This is a genomic window from Nocardia sp. JCM 38205 (genome assembly GCF_058222935.1).
Window position 1 is genome coordinate 554,960 of sequence record NZ_JBYHFL010000001.1, and the last position, 17,537, is coordinate 572,496.

Consider the following 17,537-nt stretch of genomic DNA (forward strand, 5'->3'; position numbering starts at 1 on the left):
CTCACCACCGTGCGCCGGTCAGCGGCCCGCGCAGCAACCGCAGACGATCCGGCGGCGGGGTCAGGAACCCGGCCTCGGGCAGCCGCAGCCGCTCCAGGCCGGTGAGGATGCGGCGTTCGGCCGCCGGGCCAGCGGTCAACCGGGCGAGACGCTCGACCAGCCACGCCACTCCGGTCAGCAGGACACCACCGGCGAGCAGCACCGGAACGAACACCCCGAGCCGGTCCGGCCGGGCCAGCCAGGCGAAGCCGACCCGCGATTGCGGTACCGCCGCGTGCACGATGCGGGCCGTGCTGTCGTGGTCGGCACGGCTGCGTTCGCCGCCGTCACCGAGTTCACGCTGGATCGCGCGCAACCGCTTGGTCAGCACCATCGCCACCAAGGCGATCTCGGCCGCGATGAACAGCGTGGCGGTGAGGATCGCCCGATTCCACTCCCAGCGATATAGATACACGAAAACATAGGTGCCGGTGGCGATCAGCGAAGCGACCGCCAGCAACATCCCGAGACCACGCGCGTTCATCCCCGGCCCTCCTGTTCCACGCACACCCGCACCTGGCCGGTGCGCCCGTCGAGTTCGACGACCGCGCCGTCCGGCAGCCGCCTGGTCGCCTCCGGATAGCCGACCACCACCGGAACACCCTGCTCGCGCGCCAGGATCGCGACATGGCTGAGCGGGCTGCCGGTTTCGGCGATCAGCCCGGCCAGCCGCGGCACGACCACCGCCAGCCGCGGATCCAGATGCCGCACCACCAGCACCGAACCCTCCGGCGGCCGGTCGCCCATATGGACGATGCCGCGTCCGGACCCGCCGCCCGCCCCGACACCGCAGTCGCCGGTTTCCGGTGCGCCGCCCACCGGGACCGGCCAGCCGTCCTCGGCGAGCCGGAACCGCGTCGGCAGCTGGACGACGGCCCGGGTGGGCGACCCATCGGCCGCGGGTTGTCCGCCCTCCGCGGTGAGGGGCCCGGGCGCGTCCACGCGCGCGGCACCTGCGGTCTCGCCGGCATCGATGCCATACGCCGCGCCCTCACCCGCATCGGCCCGACGCAGCGGCGTGCGGCCGGTGACGGCGACGAGGTCGTCGAAGCTGAGCAGGGCCACCGATTCCACCGAGTCCAGGGCGCCCTCGGCCGCGAGGCGGGTGCCCAGTTCCCAGGCCGCGCGGGCGCCGAGTTCCTGCACCCAGCGGGCCCGTAGCCGCAAGGCTTCCCGCGCCAGCGCCAGGGCACCGGGGTCGAACTCCGCGATCGGTGCGTAGGCCTGATCGAGATCCGGTGGCGCGGTGCGGGGTCCGATGCGTGGCGGGGTCAGCGCCAACACCACCGGGTATTCCTCGATGACGCGGTCGGCGGCCATGCCCGCGGCCCGCGCCTCGGTGAGGGCGGCGAGCGCCATCGCCGCCGCGGTGGGAGCGGATTCGCGGGGGCTTGCCAGCATGCCGGCCAGTGCCTCGTATCCGTGCAGCGCGGTCAATGCCGTGCGGGAGTTGTCCAGGACGGCCAGCAGTTGGGTGCGGCTCAACTCCGTCGGCGGCGGTACCGCGGCGAGATCGGTGTCCGCCCGTTCGCAGATCCGCTGGGCGAGTGCGGGCATCGCGGCAGCGAGACGTCCCACCCGCATCGCGGCACCCAGTTTCCGGGCACCGGGACGCGGATCGAGCAGACCGAGCAGCCGGCGCCGCGGCCGCTCCACGCCGAGCAGTTCCAGGTCGGCGACGGCGACGCCGAGGACCGCGGTGGCGACCGGCGACTCCCGGATGCGGCGCGCCGGTGCGGAGCCGGTCAGTTCCAGGGCCACCCGCAATCCCTCGGCCAGCGGCGTCAGCCACAGGTCCTGTTCGAGCGGGCGCAGCGGATCGGGAAAGGTTTCGGCCAGCGGGCCGGGGCCGAGCACCGGGCCGGTGACGCGGCCGTGCAGCGTCGTGATCGGCCGGGCCTGGAGCAGTCGGACGTTTCCGGCGGCGTCGACCGCCCATTCGATGTCCTGCGGGCCGCCGAACATGCGCTCGGCGCGCAACGCCATCCGGATCACCTTGCGGCGCACCGACCCCGGCAGGCCGGGCGCGTCGTGCGCCACGACCCGCCGCACGCGTCCCGATCGGGTGAGCAGTGCCGTCCATCCGTCCTCGGCGCCGCTGACCACCGCGTCCGGTCCGCCGCGTACCGCGGTGATCATCATCCGGTCGGTGCGCCCGGTGACCGGGTCGGCCGTGAACACCACTCCGCCCCAGCTCGCCGCCAGGAACGGCTGCACCAGCACCGCCATCGCCGCACCGCCCGCGGCGTCGGTGGCCGCGGGGGTGCCTGCGGAGGCCAGCACCTCGTCGACGGCCTCCTGGAAGCGCGGCCAGCCGCGCACGCCGAGCACCGAGGTGAACATGCCCGCCATGGATCGTTCGGCACCGTCCTCCGCGACCGAGGACGACCGCACCACGAGCGGTCGGGCACCGCCATCGGACAGCTTGCGCCACAACAGTTCCGGCGAATGCTGTGGCTCGGACCAGGCCGTGGTCAGCACGAATCCGTCGAGAACCGGCAGCCCCATGGCAGCGGCCTCGGCGAGGGCGGCGGCCTTGGCGCCGGTCAGGTCCGCGTCGCGGGCGCGCGGATCGGCGAGTGTGACGATGCCGGGGCGGGTCGGGGCGGTAATGAGGGTCATTGGGGGCACCCTTCGAGATGGAAACGACGTTGTTTCGATCGGGCCCGTCCGGTGCGGTCAGATCCGCGTGGGATCGGGCACGCACCGCGGGGGCGCTGGAGCGGCGCAGTGCTGAATCGGCATCGACGCCAGGGGTCCGGCCACAACGACCTCCTAAGAGGAGATGATTCCTCCGCTTACTTGAATTCCAGTGTTGCGCCCCGGCCCCCCGGCGTCAAGGAAGGAACGTTCGTTTTGCAGTCGCGCAGGTCACGACCGGCGAGGCTGGAGCTCACGTGCCATCCAGGGTAGGATGCCGCGGCCTCCACCAGAGTTGCTCGCACACAACGTTATTCATCGGCAACGCCCTCGCGATCGCCATGTTCACGCAGGCGCCGCCGCCACCGGCACCTTCGCCCCGAGAGTTCGGGGCTGCCCCCGCCGCGCGGACCCGCCGATACTGACGGCACCTCGATTCGAACGGAGCCGTCATGGTCCTCACCCGAGCCTGCGTCGCAGTCCTCGTCACCGCCGCCCTCGCCACCGGAGTGGGCATGGCCGCCCCGGCGGCGACCGCCGCGCCCACCGGCTCCGCCGACTCCGGTTCGGCGACCTACGCGCGCGACTTCGTGCAGTTGATCGTCTGCTTCTTCCGCGGTGAACTCGTGGGCTCGAAAGCGCCGCTCTGCTGATCGGCGGCCCGCGCCGTCAGTGCAGGAGCCCGGCGTCGGCCAGTTCGTCGAACAACAGCTGATCCACCGGCGGCACCAGCTCACGGTCGCCGTAGCCGAACCAGGCGAGCGCCTCGATCTCACTGCTCGGGGTGAGCGTGCCGCGATATTCGGCGGTGTAGCAGCTCATCCGCACCGAGAAGGCGCCGTCGGCGGCCTCGTACACCCCGACGTGGACGGCGGTCTCGGGCAGCAGGGCGACGGTCAGTTCCTCTGCGACCTCGCGCACCAGGGTCTGCAGATCGGATTCGCCGTGCTCGCGCTTGCCGCCCGGGATGTAGAAGACAGCTTTGCCGCGCGGCCGTGCGCACAGGATCTTGCCGTCCTCGATGCGCACCCACGCCACCGTATCGATGAGTTCGGTCACCAGCCCGTCGGTCACCGTCGCAGCCTATCGGCCCGGTGCCGATGACACCGGGCCGACAGGTCGTTCAGCGGCTGAGTCGCTGGAACCGGCGCACCGCCAGGGGCAGGAAGATCGCCGTGATGAGGATCGGCCACACCATCGCCATCAGCACCGCGTGCTGTTCGATCCAGGAATCGCCCGCCCCCACGGGGGTGCCGAACAGTTCCCGGCTGGCGGCCACGGTAGAGGAGATCGGGTTCCATGCCGCGATCACGCCGAGCCAGTCCGGCATCAGCTGGGGTGCGACGAAGATCGAGGAGATCATCGTCAGCGGGAAGGCGACCGCGAACAGCCCGCCCGCGGCCTCCGGGTTCGGCACCAGCAGCCCGAGCCACACGCCGACCCAGATCAGCGCGAACCGCAGCCACAGCAGCAGCAGGAAGGCCGCGATCACGCCGAGTATCCCGCCCTCGGGCCGCCAGCCGATGACCAGCGCGGTGAGCATCAGGATGGTCAACTCGGCGCAGGCCACCAGCAGATCGGTGACACCGCGACCCGACACCACCGCCGACGGCGACATGGGCATCGAGCGGAAACGATCGATCACACCGTTGGTGGCGTCGTAGACCATCACGGTCGCGGTATTGATGAAGCCGAAGGCCATCGTCATCGCGAACATGCCCGGCATCAGGAAGCTGCGATAGTCGCCGCCGCCCGGCACCGTCATCGCCGAACCGAACACGTAGCCGTACAGCAGCACCGACAGGATCGGAAAACCCAGCTGCCAGGCGATATTCACCGGCTGACGCTGGTAGTGGGTGAGCCCGCGGCGCACCACGTTCCAGCAGTCGGCCACCACCCAGTAGCCGCGCGAGCGAGCGCGCACAGGCGCGAGACCAGCGGTCGCGCTCATGCCGCCACCTCCTCGGCCGCGGCCCGATGGCCGGTCAGTTGCAGGAACACATCGTCGAGGCTGGGCCTGCGTAAACCGATGTCCTCCACCGTGATTCCCTGGTCCTGGAGCGTGCGCGCCACCTCGGTGAGTGCGGCGACGCGGTCGGTGACGGGTGCGTGCACGCGGCGTTCGGCGTCGTCGAGGTCCGGTTCGCCGACGCAGACCCTGGCCACCACCTTCGCCACGGCGGGCAGGTCGGCGATATCGGCGGCCACCACTTCGATGAGGTCGGCGCCGACGGTGTTCTTCAAACCGTCCGGGGTGTCGTCGGCGATGGCCCGCCCGGCATCGATCACGGTGATGCGGGAGGCGAGCTTATCGGCTTCCTCGAGATACTGGGTGGTCAGCAGCACGGTCGTGCCGTCGGCGACGAGTGCCCGCACCGACTCCCACACCTCACCGCGACTGCGTGGATCGAGACCGGTGGTGGGCTCGTCGAGGAACAGCACATCCGGCGCGAGGATCATCGACGCGGCCAGGTCGAGCCTGCGCCGCATGCCGCCGCTGTACTTGCCGACCCCGCGATCGGCGGCCTCGACCAGATCGAAACGCTCGAGCAGTTCGGTCGCGCGGCTACGGGCGCGACGGGCGCCCAGGTGGAACAGCCTGCCGAACATCTCCAGGTTCTGCCGGCCGGTCAACACTTCGTCGACGGCCGCGTACTGCCCGGTCAGCCCGATCCGGGAGCGCACCTCACGCGGGTGGCGCGCGACATCGAGTCCGGCCACCGTCGCCCGGCCGTCGTCGAGCCGGATCAGCGTCGACAGAATCCGCACCGCGGTGGTCTTGCCGGCACCGTTGGGCCCGAGCAAGCCGTGCACGGTCCCGCGACGCACCGTCAGATCGAATCCGTCGAGCGCGTGCTTGTCCCCGTATCTCTTCCTCAAACCCTCGGCCATCACGGCGTATTCGCTCACACAACCCTCCGTACCCAGCAGAACGAATCAGAACTGGGTACATCGTACCCTAATGCGGGTACGATGTACCCAGTTAATTTTCGGGGCCCGATCCGGGCGATAGGGTGACGACCATGGCGAGCACGGAGACCAGCGGCAGCGGCGACATCAACCGCACGCTCGAACTGCTGTGGGACACCGGTCCCCGGCCGAGCCGAGGGCCGAAGCCGGGTTTGACCCTGGACCGCATCGTCGAGGCCGCTGTGCAGGTGGCCGACGCCGAGGGCCTCGAGGCCGTGACCATGCGGCGGGTCGCCACCGAATTGGGCACCGGCACCATGACGCTGTATCGCTATCTGCCGGGCAAGGCCGAGCTGCTCGACCTCATGCTCGACCGGGTGCAGCGTCCCGATCACGACGTGACGGCCGCCGACGGGTGGCGGGCCGCGCTCGAGCAGGTCGCCCACGGGACGCTGGCGCTGTATCGCCGCCACCCCTGGCTGCTCTACGTCAACCAGGCGCGCCCGATCATGGGCCCCGGCGCTGTGGAGAGCATGGAGGTGGTGCTGTCGGCGATCAAGCCGATGGGATTGACCGATGTCGAACTGATCTCGGTAATCGTCATGATCGACAACTTCGTCGTCGGCGCCGCCCGCGCCGAGGTCTTTCAGCAGGAGGCCTTGCGCACCACCGGCATGACCGACGCGGAGTTCTGGCAGGCGCAGCTGCCGATGCTGGAACGAGCGATGAACAGTGGGCGGTATCCGATCATGGCCGGTCTCGAGGAGAACGCCTTCGATGAGGACTTCGACCACTTCGGGTTCGGGTTGCGGCGCATCCTGGACGGCCTGGCGGACCTGGTCGCCGAACGCGGGCGCGGCTGACCGATTCCGGGCGGTGGTCAGCTCGCCCGGATAGTGAGCCGATCCCGCCCCGTGGCCTCGGCCAGATGAGCAAGTGACTCGGCGAGTTCGGCGCGGGGCACGGCGGCGCCGTCGAACATGGCGACGACGACCTCGTCCGCGTCGGTGAGTTCCCAGGTACCCGCGATCCGGCCGCGTGCGACCACGATGGGCGCGATCCAGCCCGCGGTCCGGCTCACCTTCGCCCGATGCTCGGCGGGGAGCAGTTGCGGGTCGCCGGTGCCGGGTCCGAGCACGTACTGGTCGAACGCGCCGAGCAATTGCACCGCATCGTCGGGTTCGGTGGCGGCGAGTTCGTCGGCGTGTTCGGTCAGGATGTAGGCGCGCCGGCCGTCGACGTCGACTTCGGTGAGCTCCTCCCCCAGATCGGCGAACCAGCCACGCACCCTGGTCTTGCGGTGCGCGCCGCGGCTGAGCCAGGCATCGAACGCTTCGGGGGTGGCCGGGCCGTAGGCGCCGAGGTAGGCGGTGACCGCGGTGCGCGCGGCCGCGTCGACGTCGGTCACCGGCCGCCAGCCGGGCAGGGTGGACGGGCTGGTGAAACTCACCTTGGTGCCGCGTGCCGGACCGTGGCACAGCACTCCTTGCCAGGCCAGTGGTTTGAGCAAGGCGCCCCAGCCCGAACGCAATTCGGCTTCGTGCACCGCGAACGCGGGATCGGCGGCGATCTGCTCGACCAATTCCTCGCGGGTGAGGATCTGGGATTCGAGCAGTTCGCCGACCTTGTCCGCGAGCGCCGCGACCTGGGCGGGGGTGGCGCCGAAGGTGCGCTGCCAGGACGGCTTCTCCCAGGTCCGCGCGGCGGCGAGCAGGGTAAGGCAGGCAGCGGCGGTATCGGGTGTCATGGCGTGCAGGGTGCCCCGCATCGCCCAGGTCTTGATCAGCTCGCCCGCGGTGAGGGCCCGTGCGACGGCGCCGGTTTCCGGTGTGGTCGTGCGCAGCGCCGCCGCGAGTTCGGCCGAGGACGCCACCTGGGCTTGCAGCCCGCACAGTCGCGCCGCGATGCCGACCACGCCGACGGCCGCTCGCGGCCGCACGTACTGCCGCCGCAACCGCCACGCGAAGGCCTGGTCCCAGCTCACCCGCATCCGCACACCCTTCTCCTACCGCCCGGCTTCCGGCCTGGCTCAGACCTTAACGGGCAGCACCGACATCTCACCGTCGTCAGCCGATGGTGCAGCCGGACGGAAGGGTTCGCTGCCGACGGTGGTTCAGAACACGCTCACGCACAACGCCACGCAGGCTGTCGCCGTCACCAGACCGCCGACGGTCGTCAGGATCACGCCGAGCAAGGCGGTCCTGGTGGTCGCCCGGCGCACCGCACCCGCAGGCGAAGCCAAGCGCTCGGCCCGCGCCAGCACCGCGGTACCCGCGGCGCCCAGCGCACCGGCCGGGGTGCTCGGGCCGGCGTCGACGATGGCGAGCAGCCCGCCGAGCAGCGGCTCACGTCCGTGTTCGCGGGCGGCGGCGTCATCGGCACACATTTCCAGCAACCGCGCGACCTCGGCCGATCCCTGCCGCAGCACGCTCAGGCGCGGCGCCATCGCGGCGATACCGGTGAGCGCGGCGCTCAACACACCATGCCTGCCGGACAGATGCGCGCGTTCATGGGCCAGGACAGCGGCGAGCTGATCGTCGGTGAGCGCGGCCAGCGCACCGGTGGTGACCACGATGGTGTCCGGTCGTCCGGGGACGGCGTAGGCCTGCGGTTGCGGCGCGTCCAGCACGACGGCGGGAAGTCCCGGCATGCGGCGTCCGACCATGCGCACCGCCCTGGCGTGCGCGCGGGTCCGCCGGCGCATCCGCATCAGCATCCGCAGGCTCCGCCATCCCAGCACCCCGGCCGCCACGGCCACCAGGAGCGCGAGCGCGAAGGTGACCAGGCGGCCGGCCGGGTGGTCGTAGGGGTGCACGGGCATGCCGAACACCGCGTAACAAGCGCGGATGGCCTCGTCGCAGTGGCGCCACACAGTGGCGTGTTCGACGACGAAGACGACGGCCGCCGCGGCCCACGCCACCAGCGCGCCCGCCACCGTCACCACCCACGCCAGCACACCGAGGCGAGGGGCGGTCCCGGCTCGGGTGAGCCGGCGCAGCACCGGCGGGCCCGCCACGGCCACCGCGGACCCGTACAGCAGCAGCGTCGACGTGATGCTCACGCGGGCCCAGGGGATTTGCGTGCGGTCAGCCGGCGCAGCGCGGCGCGCAGGCCCGCCGACTCTTCGTCACTGATCCGGTCGACGAAATGGCTGAGCACCAGATCGGAGCGACCACCCGAGCCCAGTGCCTCGAGCATCAACCGGGCGCTGTGTTCCTCCCGGGTGAGCGTCGGCCAGTATCGATAGGCCTTGCCCGCGCGTTCCCGGGCCAGCCAGCCCTTGCGATGCAGATTGTCCATCGTCGACATGACTGTCGTGTACGCGATATCGCGGGAGGCGCACAACTCCTCGTAAATGTCGCGGACGCTGGTCGTCTCGGTGTCCCGATCCCAGATCCGATCCATGATCACCGCTTCGAGATCACCGAACCCACGCACCGTGCCGACTCCCTCATCACTGGCCCGCAACCGTCTCATCGTGCGCTCAGCGTACTCGCCGACCACCATTGCTACGTACCCGAACCGTAGATCGGCAAACCCTGGGCAGCGAAACCTGTCGGACCCGCATGCGAACATATGTTCGTGTCCGATTCCGCGCCCACCTCCTCAGGACGGGCGGTCGAGCCCGCGGGCTCGCGCCGTCCGCGGATCGCCGCGCGCGCGGACGCCTCGATCCTGCACGCCGATCTGGACTCGTTCTACGCCTCGGTCGAACAACGCGACGATCCGACGCTGCGGGGCAGACCGGTGCTCGTCGGCGGGGGCGTGGTGCTCGCGGCCAGCTACGAAGCCAAGGCACTCGGCGTACGGACTCCGATGAACTGCGGCCAAGCGCTGCGGTTGTGCCCGCAGGCGGTGGTGGTGCCGCCACGGATGTCGGCCTACGCCGAGGCCAGCACGGCGGTCTTCGAGATCTTCCGCGACACCACGCCCGTCGTGGAAGGCATCTCCATCGATGAGGCCTTCCTGGACGTGGCGGGTCTGCGCCGCATCGCCGGGCCGCCGCTGGGTATCGCCGAGCGGCTGCGCGCCCGGGTGCGCGCCGAGGTCGGGTTGCCGATCTCGGTGGGCATCGCCCGCACCAAATTCCTGGCGAAGGTGGCCAGCGCCGTCGCCAAACCCGATGGCCTTCGCCTGGTGGAACCCGATCGGGAACTGGAATTCCTGCATCCGTTGCCGGTCGACCGGTTGTGGGGCGTCGGCGTGGTCACCGCGGCGACGCTGCACCAGCACGGCATCACCCGCGTCGGGCAGCTCGCCGAACTCGGTGAATCGGGCCTGCGGTCGATGCTCGGCCCCGCTGCCGCCCGGCACCTGTACGCGCTGTCGTGGGCCCGTGATCCGCGCCGGGTGGAAACCGGCAAACGCCGTCGCTCGATCGGCGCCCAGCGCGCCCTCGGCCGCCGCCCGCGCCCGCCCGAGGAACTCGCCGCCTACCTCTACGGCCTCGTCGACCGGCTGGGCCGGCGCCTGCGCGGCGCGCAACGCGTGAGCCGAACAGTGGTGCTGCGCTTACGTTTCGACGATTTCACGCGCGCCACCCGTTCGCACACCCTCGCCGAGGCCACCGACGACACCGAAACCATCCGGCACGCCGCCCGCATCCTGTTCACCGCTGCTCTGCCGCTGATCCAGGAACGTGGCATCACCCTGATCGGGTTGGCGCTGACCAACCTCGAGGATGCCGACGCCATCCAGTTGACGTTGCCCTTCGAGGGCCGTCCCACCGCACCATTGGACGCCGCCCTCGATGATCTGCGCCGCCGTTTCGGATCCGGCGCCGTCACCAGAGCCGCGCTACTCGGCCGCGGTGAAGGCCTGTCGGTGCCGCTGCTTCCCGACTAGATCCGCACCGCCGCCGCAGCGCCGCAGGTGATGTCACCGTGCCGCGGTGGGCCGCTTGTCCATCAGCCGCAGGATCAGCGGGGTGAAGATCAACTGCATGGCCAGTTCCATCTTGCCGCCGGGTACCACGATGCAATTGGGTCGCGACATGAACGAGTCGTGCAGCATCGACAGCAGATAGGGGAAGTCGATCACCTTCGGTTCGGCGAAGCGGATCACCACGAAACTCTCATCGGCTGTCGGAATCGACCGCGCGATGAAGGGATTCGAGGTATCCACGGTCGGTACCCGCTGAAAGTTGACGTAGGTGCGGGAGAACTGCGGGCAGATGTATTTCACATAATCGGGCATGCGGCGCAGGATCGTATCGATCACGGCCTCACTGGAATAGCCGCGTTCGGTCTTGTCCCGGATCACCTTCTGCGTCCACTCCAGATTCACGATCGGCACCACGCCGACCAGCAGATCGGTATAGCGCGCCACATCGACAGTGTCGGTGACGGCCGCGCCGTGCAGACCCTCGTAGAACAGCAGATCACTGCCCGGCGCGAGATCCTCCCACGGAGTGAACGTGCCCGCGGGCTGGCCGTAGGGTTTGGCTTCCTTCTCATCGTGCAGATACCGGCGCACCGCACCGACCCCGGTCTGCCCGTAGTCGCGGAACAGCCGCTCCAGCTCCGCCAGCAGATTCGCCTCCTCCCCGAAATGGGAGAAGGTGGTGTTGCGGTTCTGTTCGGCCTCGGCCATCGCCAGCTTCATCTCGTTGCGGTCGTAGCGGTGAAACGAATCTCCCTCGACGAACGCGGCATTGATGCCCTCGCGGCGAAAGATCTCCTGGAACGTGCGGGTGACGCTGGTGGTGCCGGCACCGGAGGATCCGGTGATGGCGACGACGGGATGCTTGACCGACATGGGCCCCTCCTCGATGACCGGACAACAGAATCGACGCCGCTAGCGCCCGGCCGAGCGGAACAGCGAGCGGGTGCCGAACAATGACGTGTCGAAGCTCGGGCCCGCATCGGGTTCGCGGTGGTAGCGCTCGATCCGTTCGACCTCGTGGCGCGATCCGAAGATCAACGGCACCCGCTGATGCGGGTCGGTGGGCGCCACCTCCAGTACCCGCGCGCTGCCGGTGGAGGCGGCACCGCCGGCCTGTTCGACGATGAAGGCGATCGGGTTGGCCCCGTAGAGCAGCGACACCCGGCCCGGGCCCGCGGCGGGTCGAGTATCGCGCGGATACAGGTACACCCCGCCTCTGGTCAAGATATGGAACGTGTCGGCGACCAGCGACGCCACCCAGCGCATATTGAAATCGCGCCCGCGCGGCCCGTCCACGCCGTCGAGGCATTCGTGGACGTAACGGCGCACCGGACGTTCCCAGAAGCGCTCGTTGGCGGCGTTGATCGCGAAACCCGAGGTGTCCTCGGGGATGCGCATCCGCGGGTGGGTCAGCACGAACGCGCCGATCTCACGGTCGAGGGTGAACCCGTCGACCCCGCTGCCGGTGGTCAGCACCAGCATGGTGGCCGGGCCGTAGAGGGTGAACCCGGCGCACACCTGCCGGATGCCCGGCTGGCAGAAACCGTCCGGGTCGGCGCGCAGCACACTGAAAATGGTGCCGACCGGCAGGTTCACATCAATATTGCTGGAACCGTCGAGTGGATCGAAGGCGAGCAGGTACTTGCCGCGCCGCTGCCCCTGCGGGACCGGGTATACCTCGCTGAGTTGTTCGGACAGCAGGGCCGACAGATGCCCGGTCCATTGCGTCTCGCTGATCATGATCTCGTTGCCGAGGGCGTCGAGTGCACGCCGCGCCGTCGGCGGACCACCCGGTTCGGCGCCGGCCCGGGTGGCCAGGATCGCGCCTCTGGTCACCTGATTGGCGATCAGTTTCGTTGCCGTCGCCACCACATTGACCAGGGCCGAGAACTCACCCGAGGAGCCGGGATGCCGGTGTTCCTCCTCGATGGTGTAGCGGGTGAGGGTCTTCCATCCTTCGGGCATCGCGCGGTGCTCTCCTCATCCGCTGGGCTCGGCCGAGGCGCCGAAAACACTGCTGCCGTAGACGTCCGCATCGGTCAACGTGATCAGGTCTGCCTTGGTGAGCGGACGATCCAGCTCCACCAGCCGTCGCGCCTGCCGCAGCCGGCAGCGGTCGATCGCATTGCGCACACTGCGCGCGTTGGAGAACCGCGGTCGGCTCATCCGAGCGGTCAGGTAATCGGCGAACGCGGTGTGCGCGGCATCGTCGAACCGGAAGTTCTCCCCCTCCACCATCAGCTCGGCGATCCGCAGCAGTTCGGCATGGGTGTAATCGTCGAACTCGAGGTGGTGCGCGACCCGCGACGACAGGCCGGGATTGGCGGAGAAGAACCGGTCCATCCGATCGGGATAGCCGGCGAAGATCACCACCAGGCTGCCGCGTTCGTTCTCCATTTCCTGCAACAGGATCTCGATGACTTCCTGGCCGTAGTCGCGTTCGTTCTCCGGCCGGAACAGGTAGTAGGCCTCATCGATGAACAGCACCCCGCCCGCTGCCTTGGCCAGCGCCTCCTTCGTCTTCGGGGCGGTGTGGCCGATGAACTGGCCGACCAGATCGTCTCGGGTGACGGTGTGCACCTTGGGCGTGCGCACGTAGCCGAGCGCGTGCAGCATCTGCGCCATCCGCAGCGCCACGGTCGTCTTCCCGGTGCCGGGGCCGCCGGTGAAGCTCATGTGCAGAGTCGGACGTGAGGATTCCAGTCCGAATCGGGCGCGGGCGCGCTCGATCAGCAGCAACGCCGCGATCTCACGCACCCGCCGCTTGACCTTCGCCAGCCCGACCAGCTCGGCGTTCAGGGCGGTCAAGACCTGCTCGACGTCGGCGGTCGCCACGTCCGTGGCCAGATCGAGGACGGCGTTGTCGGCCAGCACCGCCTCCGGCGCACTCGCCTCCGAGTCCACGGGCACCGCCCGCACCGGCCTGGGGTCCTCGGCCCCGGGCCGGTGCAGCCGGAAACCGGTGGACGCGCGTTCAGTCGGCATACCGGGCACCGGGCCTGACGTCGGTGGCGTAGGAGTGCAGGCTGTAACGCTGACGCCGGTCGGAACCCTCCACGCGGTTCAGCGCGAATCCCGGTTCGTCCACTGGGCGCTGGACCAGGAAACTCAGCGCCGTGGTCTGCCTGCCGTAGCTGGCGTCATAGGCGAGCACCCGCACGTAGTGGCGGGGGAAGGTGGCCCGGCAGGCGTTGATCTCGGCCAGCACACCATCGGGTTCATCGAGATCGAACAGCGGCAACCCCCACATCTCCCAGTAGGCGTTGCGCGGATGCGGATCGTCGGTGTACTCGATCGAGACCGGCCAGTTGTTGAGCAGGGCGTAGCGGACCTGGGCGCCGATCTCGGCGTCGGTCAGGTCGGGCAGATACGAGAAGGCTCCGTGACGCAGGTACATGGCATGTCCTCCAGTGGTATTCGCCGCTCAGTGGGTCGCCGTCGGCACCGCGTCGGGTGCGTCGGTGGAGGTGTAGTCGAAGCTGACTTCACCCCAGGTCGCCAGCGCAACGTCGAGTGGACGGTTGGCTGCGGCGGCTTTGCGTAGCACCTCCGGCCCCTCGCGCAGCAGATCGCGACCCTCGTTGCGGGCCTGCACGATCGCTTCCAGGGCCACCCTATTGGCCTCGGCGCCCGCCGCTATTCCCAGTGGATGACCGATGGTGCCGCCGCCGAACTGCAAGATCACGTCATCACCGAACAGTTCCACCAGCTGGTGCATCTGCCCGGCGTGGATACCACCGGAGGCCACCGGCATCACCCCCGGCAGGCTGGCCCACTGCTGATCGAAGAAGATTCCGTTGGCCGGTTCGGTGGGGATGACGTTCTCCCGCAGGGTGTCGTAGAAGCCTTTCGTGGTGGCCGGATCACCCTCGAGCTTGCCCACCACCGTGCCCGCGTGCAGATGATCGACGCCGATCAGCCGGCACCATTTGGCCAGCACCCGGAAACTGACCCCGTGTGTCTTCTGCCGGGTGAAGGTCGAATGACCGGCCCGGTGCAGGTGCAGCAGCACGCCGTTGCGCCGTGCCCAGTGCGACATCGATTGCATGGCGGTGTATCCCACCGTCAGATCCATCATGATCACCACGCTGCCCAGTTCCTTGGCGAACTCGGCTCGCTCGTACATCTGCTCCATGGTGGCGGCGGTGACGTTGAGGTAGTGGCCTTTGATCTCGCCGGTCTCGGCCATCGCCCGGTTCACGCCCTCCATCGCGAACAGGTAGCGGTCGCGCCAGCGCATGAACGGCTGTGAGTTGATGTTCTCGTCGTCCTTGGTGAAGTCGAGCCCGCCCTTGCAGGCCTCGTACACCACCCGGCCGTAATTGCGCGCCGACAAACCGAGTTTCGGTTTCACCGTCGCCCCGAGCAAGGCCCGGCCGTATTTGTTCAGATATTCGCGCTCCATCACCGTGCCGTGCGGCGGACCCTGGAAGGTTTTCACATACGCCACCGGAATTCGCATGTCCTCGAGCCGCAACGCCAGCAACGGTTTGAAACCGAAGACGTTGCCGATCACCGAGGAGGTGAGATTGGTGATCGACCCTTCCTCGAACAGATCGAGGTCGTAGGCGATGTAGGCGAAGTACTCCCCCGGCCGGCCCGGCACCTCATCGATGCGATAGCACTTGGCCTGATACTTGCTGTGCGCGGTGAGCCGGTCGGTCCACACCACCGTCCATGTGGCCGTGGACGATTCGCCCGCCACCGCGGCGGCGGCCTCGATCGGATCGACGCCCGGCTGCGGGGTCACTCGGAACACGGCCAGCACGTCGGTGTCGGAAGGCTCGTAGTCCGGGGCGTAGTACCCCATCGAGGCGTAGGACTGGACGCCCGGATCCCAACGGTCACGCTCGGTTTCGTCGGCCATCATTCCTCCTGCTCACGGGGGTGAACGCCTTGCGATGTCCAGGATGACGGCGCCGTGCAGGACAAACAATTTGAATGTTTGCCGAAAAACTCAACCGTTTCCTCAGGTTTGCTACCGTCTGACAATGGGGAGAGTAAGTGCGGCAAGGATGGAAACCTTCCTCGTCGTCTCCCGCACCGGCAGCATCCGCCGCGCCGCGAGCCAGCTGCACGTCACCGAGGCGGCCGTCTCCGCCGCCGTCGCCCATATCGAGAAACAGCTCGGCGCCAAGCTGATCGCCAAATCCGGGCGCGGCATCACCCTCACCGAGGCGGGCCGGGTCTACGCCGACTATTGCCGCGGCATCCTCGGACTCATGCAGGAGGCACACGCCGCGGTCCGCCGCGCCGAATCCGGGCGGCTACGCATCGGCGTGGTCGCCACCGCCGGTGAATACGTACTGCTGCGCCCGCTGGCCGGGTTCCGCACCCGCTACCCGGACATCGAACTGAGCCTGTCGATCCATCCGCGCGATGTGCTGTTCCTCGAATTGCAGCATCACGAAACCGATCTCGTCATCGCCGGGCGACCACCCCGCGACGCCGGGCTCGTCACCCGCGCGCGGCGCCCGAGCAGGCTCGTGGTGGTCGGCCCCGCCGGACGCGCCTGCGACCCGATGCGCGCCACCTGGCTGCTGCGCGGGCGCGGCTCGGGCACCAGAGAGGCCACCCTGAACCTGCTCGCTCAGTTGCAGATCGACCCGCCCACCCTCACGCTCGGTTCGCACGGTGCGGTCCTCGCCGCCGCGCGGGAGGGACTCGGCGTCACCCTCATCCACGGCGACGCCGTCGGCGAGCATCTCGACTCCGGCGCCCTGCGCGTGCTCCCCGTCGACGGCACCCCGCTGGACCGTCCCTGGCACGCCATCACCACCCGCAACCCCAGCCCCACCACCCGGCTGTTCCTCGCGCATCTGCTCGACCCCGCTCGGGTGGGCGCCGACGCCTTCCGGCCCACCTGAGCGTGCCGCCGCGGCCCGGCGCCTCCCGGCGACCGACACGGCCGATCTCGGCGAACGTGCCACCAACCACCCGGCTCCGGACGTACCATGCCGACGTGGCCGATGCGAAAGATCCCGCCGCGCTGCGGGTCCTGGTCTACAGCGACGATGCCGACACCCGGAGCCAGGTGATGCTGGCACTGGGCAGACAGCCGCATCCGGATCTACCGGAGCTCGACTATCTCGAGGTCGCCACCGCTGATGTGGTGATCGAGCAGATGGACGCCGGCGGCATCGATCTGGCCATCCTCGACGGTGAGGCCACCCCCGCCGGCGGACTCGGGATCGCCAAGCAGCTCAAGGACGAGCTCGCGCACTGCCCGCCGCTGCTGGTGCTCACCGGACGCCCGGATGACGAATGGCTGGCCCGCTGGTCCCGCGCCGAAGCGACGGCCACGCACCCGATCGATCCGATCCAGCTGACCGACACCGTGGTCAGCCTGCTGCGCGGCCGTCCGGCCGCCTGAACAGCGGAGACGACGCGCCCGCGGATTGCCCCGTTTCGGTCATAAATGTCAGTTGCTAATTCGATCAAAGACCGCGACGAATCCCCGGGTCCGCCCCCGAATCGGTTGTAGGCTGTGCTCTAGCTCACATGAGCGCGGGAGATGACATGACGACCCGCAACGCCAGGTTCGGAACAGCCCACCCTCGCCCACCACGGCGATGACGCGACCCCGGCGACGCGGACCACCGCATCGACCGCCCGCACCCCGTTCGAGGACGGACGGCAACCCCGCCCGCTCCCGTTCGCAAGGAGGGGAAGTGCAGTCGTGAATACCGAGGTGCCGATTCTCGTACTCGGCGCGATCGCTACCGCGTTCGCGCTGGGCTCGGTTGCCATCGCGGCCCTCATCGGGCCCACACGCTACAACCGGGCCAAGCTCGAACCCTATGAATGCGGCATCGAGCCGACACCGCACGCCGTGGCCGGCGGGCCGGGAAACGTTACCGGGCAACGCTTCCCGGTGAAGTACTACCTCACCGCGATGCTGTTCATCATCTTCGATATCGAGATCGTGTTCCTGTATCCGTGGGCGGTCCACTTCGATTCGCTCGGTCTGTTCGGTCTTGCCGCGATGGCTCTGTTCATCGTCAATGTCTCGGTCGCCTACGCCTACGAATGGCGCAGAGGCGGCCTGAGCTGGGACTGAGCAG

19 protein-coding genes are annotated in these 17,537 nt (G+C 69.1%); 6 read left to right on the forward strand and 13 right to left on the reverse strand.

Features of this window, described 5'->3' with window-relative positions; genetic code table 11:
* Window position 1: 1 nt before the first annotated feature.
* Together AC4HOU_RS02590 and AC4HOU_RS02595 are read right to left on the reverse strand one after the other, a co-directional pair.
* Window positions 2–523: a hypothetical protein gene (locus AC4HOU_RS02590; RefSeq protein WP_163810767.1), complete on the reverse strand. Its 522-nt coding sequence runs from the start codon at window positions 521–523 to the stop codon at window positions 2–4.
* The gene (locus tag AC4HOU_RS02595) at window positions 520–2,661 is read right to left on the reverse strand and encodes a PEP/pyruvate-binding domain-containing protein (protein WP_195019535.1); all 2,142 of its coding nucleotides are present in this window, start codon (window positions 2,659–2,661) and stop codon (window positions 520–522) included. Before AC4HOU_RS02595 ends, AC4HOU_RS02590 begins: the two co-directional genes overlap by 4 nt.
* A gap of 470 nt (window positions 2,662–3,131) precedes the next feature.
* On the opposite strand from AC4HOU_RS02595, the gene AC4HOU_RS02600 reads away from it, so the two are divergent.
* Window positions 3,132–3,332, forward strand: coding sequence for a hypothetical protein (locus AC4HOU_RS02600; protein ID WP_163810763.1), 201 nt, complete (start codon window positions 3,132–3,134; stop codon window positions 3,330–3,332).
* 16 nt (window positions 3,333–3,348) lie between these two features.
* Here AC4HOU_RS02600 and AC4HOU_RS02605 read toward each other — a convergent pair whose 3' ends face one another.
* The 3 genes from AC4HOU_RS02605 to AC4HOU_RS02615 are packed head-to-tail and all read right to left on the reverse strand — an operon-like array spanning window position 3,349 to window position 5,571.
* Complete coding sequence (locus AC4HOU_RS02605; protein ID WP_324197307.1) at window positions 3,349–3,753, reverse strand: NUDIX hydrolase; 405 nt, start codon at window positions 3,751–3,753, stop codon at window positions 3,349–3,351.
* Between the two features lie 49 nt (window positions 3,754–3,802).
* Window positions 3,803–4,630 (reverse strand): ABC transporter permease, encoded by an 828-nt coding sequence (locus AC4HOU_RS02610; protein ID WP_195019536.1) that lies wholly within the window; start codon window positions 4,628–4,630, stop codon window positions 3,803–3,805.
* Window positions 4,627–5,571, reverse strand: coding sequence for an ATP-binding cassette domain-containing protein (locus AC4HOU_RS02615; protein ID WP_194990324.1), 945 nt, complete (start codon window positions 5,569–5,571; stop codon window positions 4,627–4,629). Before AC4HOU_RS02615 ends, AC4HOU_RS02610 begins: the two co-directional genes overlap by 4 nt.
* 131 nt (window positions 5,572–5,702) lie before the next feature.
* Here AC4HOU_RS02615 and AC4HOU_RS02620 point away from each other — a divergent pair, with 131 nt between their 5' ends.
* A complete protein-coding gene (locus tag AC4HOU_RS02620) occupies window positions 5,703–6,452 on the forward strand; it encodes a TetR/AcrR family transcriptional regulator (protein WP_490724091.1) in 750 nt (249 codons plus the stop codon).
* A gap of 17 nt (window positions 6,453–6,469) precedes the next feature.
* Here the strand turns inward: AC4HOU_RS02620 and AC4HOU_RS02625 are convergent, their stop codons facing one another.
* The 3 genes from AC4HOU_RS02625 to AC4HOU_RS02635 all read right to left on the reverse strand — a co-directional run bounded on the left by AC4HOU_RS02625 (window position 6,470) and on the right by AC4HOU_RS02635 (window position 9,066).
* Window positions 6,470–7,579, reverse strand: a complete 1,110-nt coding sequence (locus AC4HOU_RS02625) for a DNA glycosylase AlkZ-like family protein (protein ID WP_194990317.1) — start codon at window positions 7,577–7,579, stop codon at window positions 6,470–6,472.
* A 123-nt stretch (window positions 7,580–7,702) separates the two neighbouring features.
* Window positions 7,703–8,650, reverse strand: a complete 948-nt coding sequence (locus AC4HOU_RS02630) for a M56 family metallopeptidase (protein WP_195007077.1) — start codon at window positions 8,648–8,650, stop codon at window positions 7,703–7,705.
* A complete protein-coding gene (locus AC4HOU_RS02635) occupies window positions 8,647–9,066 on the reverse strand; it encodes a BlaI/MecI/CopY family transcriptional regulator (protein WP_163810751.1) in 420 nt (139 codons plus the stop codon). Before AC4HOU_RS02635 ends, AC4HOU_RS02630 begins: the two co-directional genes overlap by 4 nt.
* 99 nt (window positions 9,067–9,165) lie before the next feature.
* Between AC4HOU_RS02635 and dinB the strand changes: the two genes are divergently transcribed.
* Complete coding sequence (gene dinB / locus AC4HOU_RS02640) at window positions 9,166–10,434, forward strand: DNA polymerase IV (RefSeq protein WP_228815095.1); 1,269 nt, start codon at window positions 9,166–9,168, stop codon at window positions 10,432–10,434.
* A 33-nt stretch (window positions 10,435–10,467) separates the two neighbouring features.
* Here dinB and AC4HOU_RS02645 read toward each other — a convergent pair whose 3' ends face one another.
* Genes AC4HOU_RS02645 through AC4HOU_RS02665 form a run of 5 tightly spaced genes read right to left on the reverse strand, consistent with a single transcriptional unit; the run spans window position 10,468 to window position 15,340 of the window.
* Window positions 10,468–11,346: a phosphoribulokinase gene (locus AC4HOU_RS02645; RefSeq protein ID WP_163810749.1), complete on the reverse strand. Its 879-nt coding sequence runs from the start codon at window positions 11,344–11,346 to the stop codon at window positions 10,468–10,470.
* Window positions 11,347–11,385: 39 nt separating this feature from the next.
* Window positions 11,386–12,438 carry a class 1 fructose-bisphosphatase gene (locus tag AC4HOU_RS02650; RefSeq protein WP_194990320.1) on the reverse strand — a complete coding sequence of 351 codons (1,053 nt, stop codon included), beginning with the start codon at window positions 12,436–12,438 and terminating at the stop codon, window positions 11,386–11,388.
* A gap of 15 nt (window positions 12,439–12,453) precedes the next feature.
* Window positions 12,454–13,458, reverse strand: coding sequence for an AAA family ATPase (locus tag AC4HOU_RS02655; RefSeq protein ID WP_163810745.1), 1,005 nt, complete (start codon window positions 13,456–13,458; stop codon window positions 12,454–12,456).
* Window positions 13,448–13,870, reverse strand: a complete 423-nt coding sequence (locus AC4HOU_RS02660) for a ribulose bisphosphate carboxylase small subunit (protein ID WP_163810742.1) — start codon at window positions 13,868–13,870, stop codon at window positions 13,448–13,450. The genes AC4HOU_RS02655 and AC4HOU_RS02660 overlap by 11 nt, the downstream gene beginning before the upstream one ends.
* A gap of 27 nt (window positions 13,871–13,897) precedes the next feature.
* Complete coding sequence (locus AC4HOU_RS02665; protein ID WP_195019537.1) at window positions 13,898–15,340, reverse strand: form I ribulose bisphosphate carboxylase large subunit; 1,443 nt, start codon at window positions 15,338–15,340, stop codon at window positions 13,898–13,900.
* A 124-nt stretch (window positions 15,341–15,464) separates the two neighbouring features.
* On the opposite strand from AC4HOU_RS02665, the gene AC4HOU_RS02670 reads away from it, so the two are divergent.
* The 3 genes from AC4HOU_RS02670 (at window position 15,465) to AC4HOU_RS02680 (ending at window position 17,533) form a co-directional block, all read left to right on the forward strand.
* A complete protein-coding gene (locus AC4HOU_RS02670; protein WP_228806494.1) occupies window positions 15,465–16,340 on the forward strand; it encodes a LysR family transcriptional regulator in 876 nt (291 codons plus the stop codon).
* Between the two features lie 95 nt (window positions 16,341–16,435).
* Window positions 16,436–16,846 (forward strand): Rv3143 family two-component system response regulator, encoded by a 411-nt coding sequence (locus AC4HOU_RS02675; RefSeq protein WP_163810738.1) that lies wholly within the window; start codon window positions 16,436–16,438, stop codon window positions 16,844–16,846.
* A gap of 306 nt (window positions 16,847–17,152) precedes the next feature.
* A complete protein-coding gene (locus AC4HOU_RS02680) occupies window positions 17,153–17,533 on the forward strand; it encodes an NADH-quinone oxidoreductase subunit A (RefSeq protein WP_163810736.1) in 381 nt (126 codons plus the stop codon).
* Window positions 17,534–17,537 lie beyond the last annotated feature (4 nt).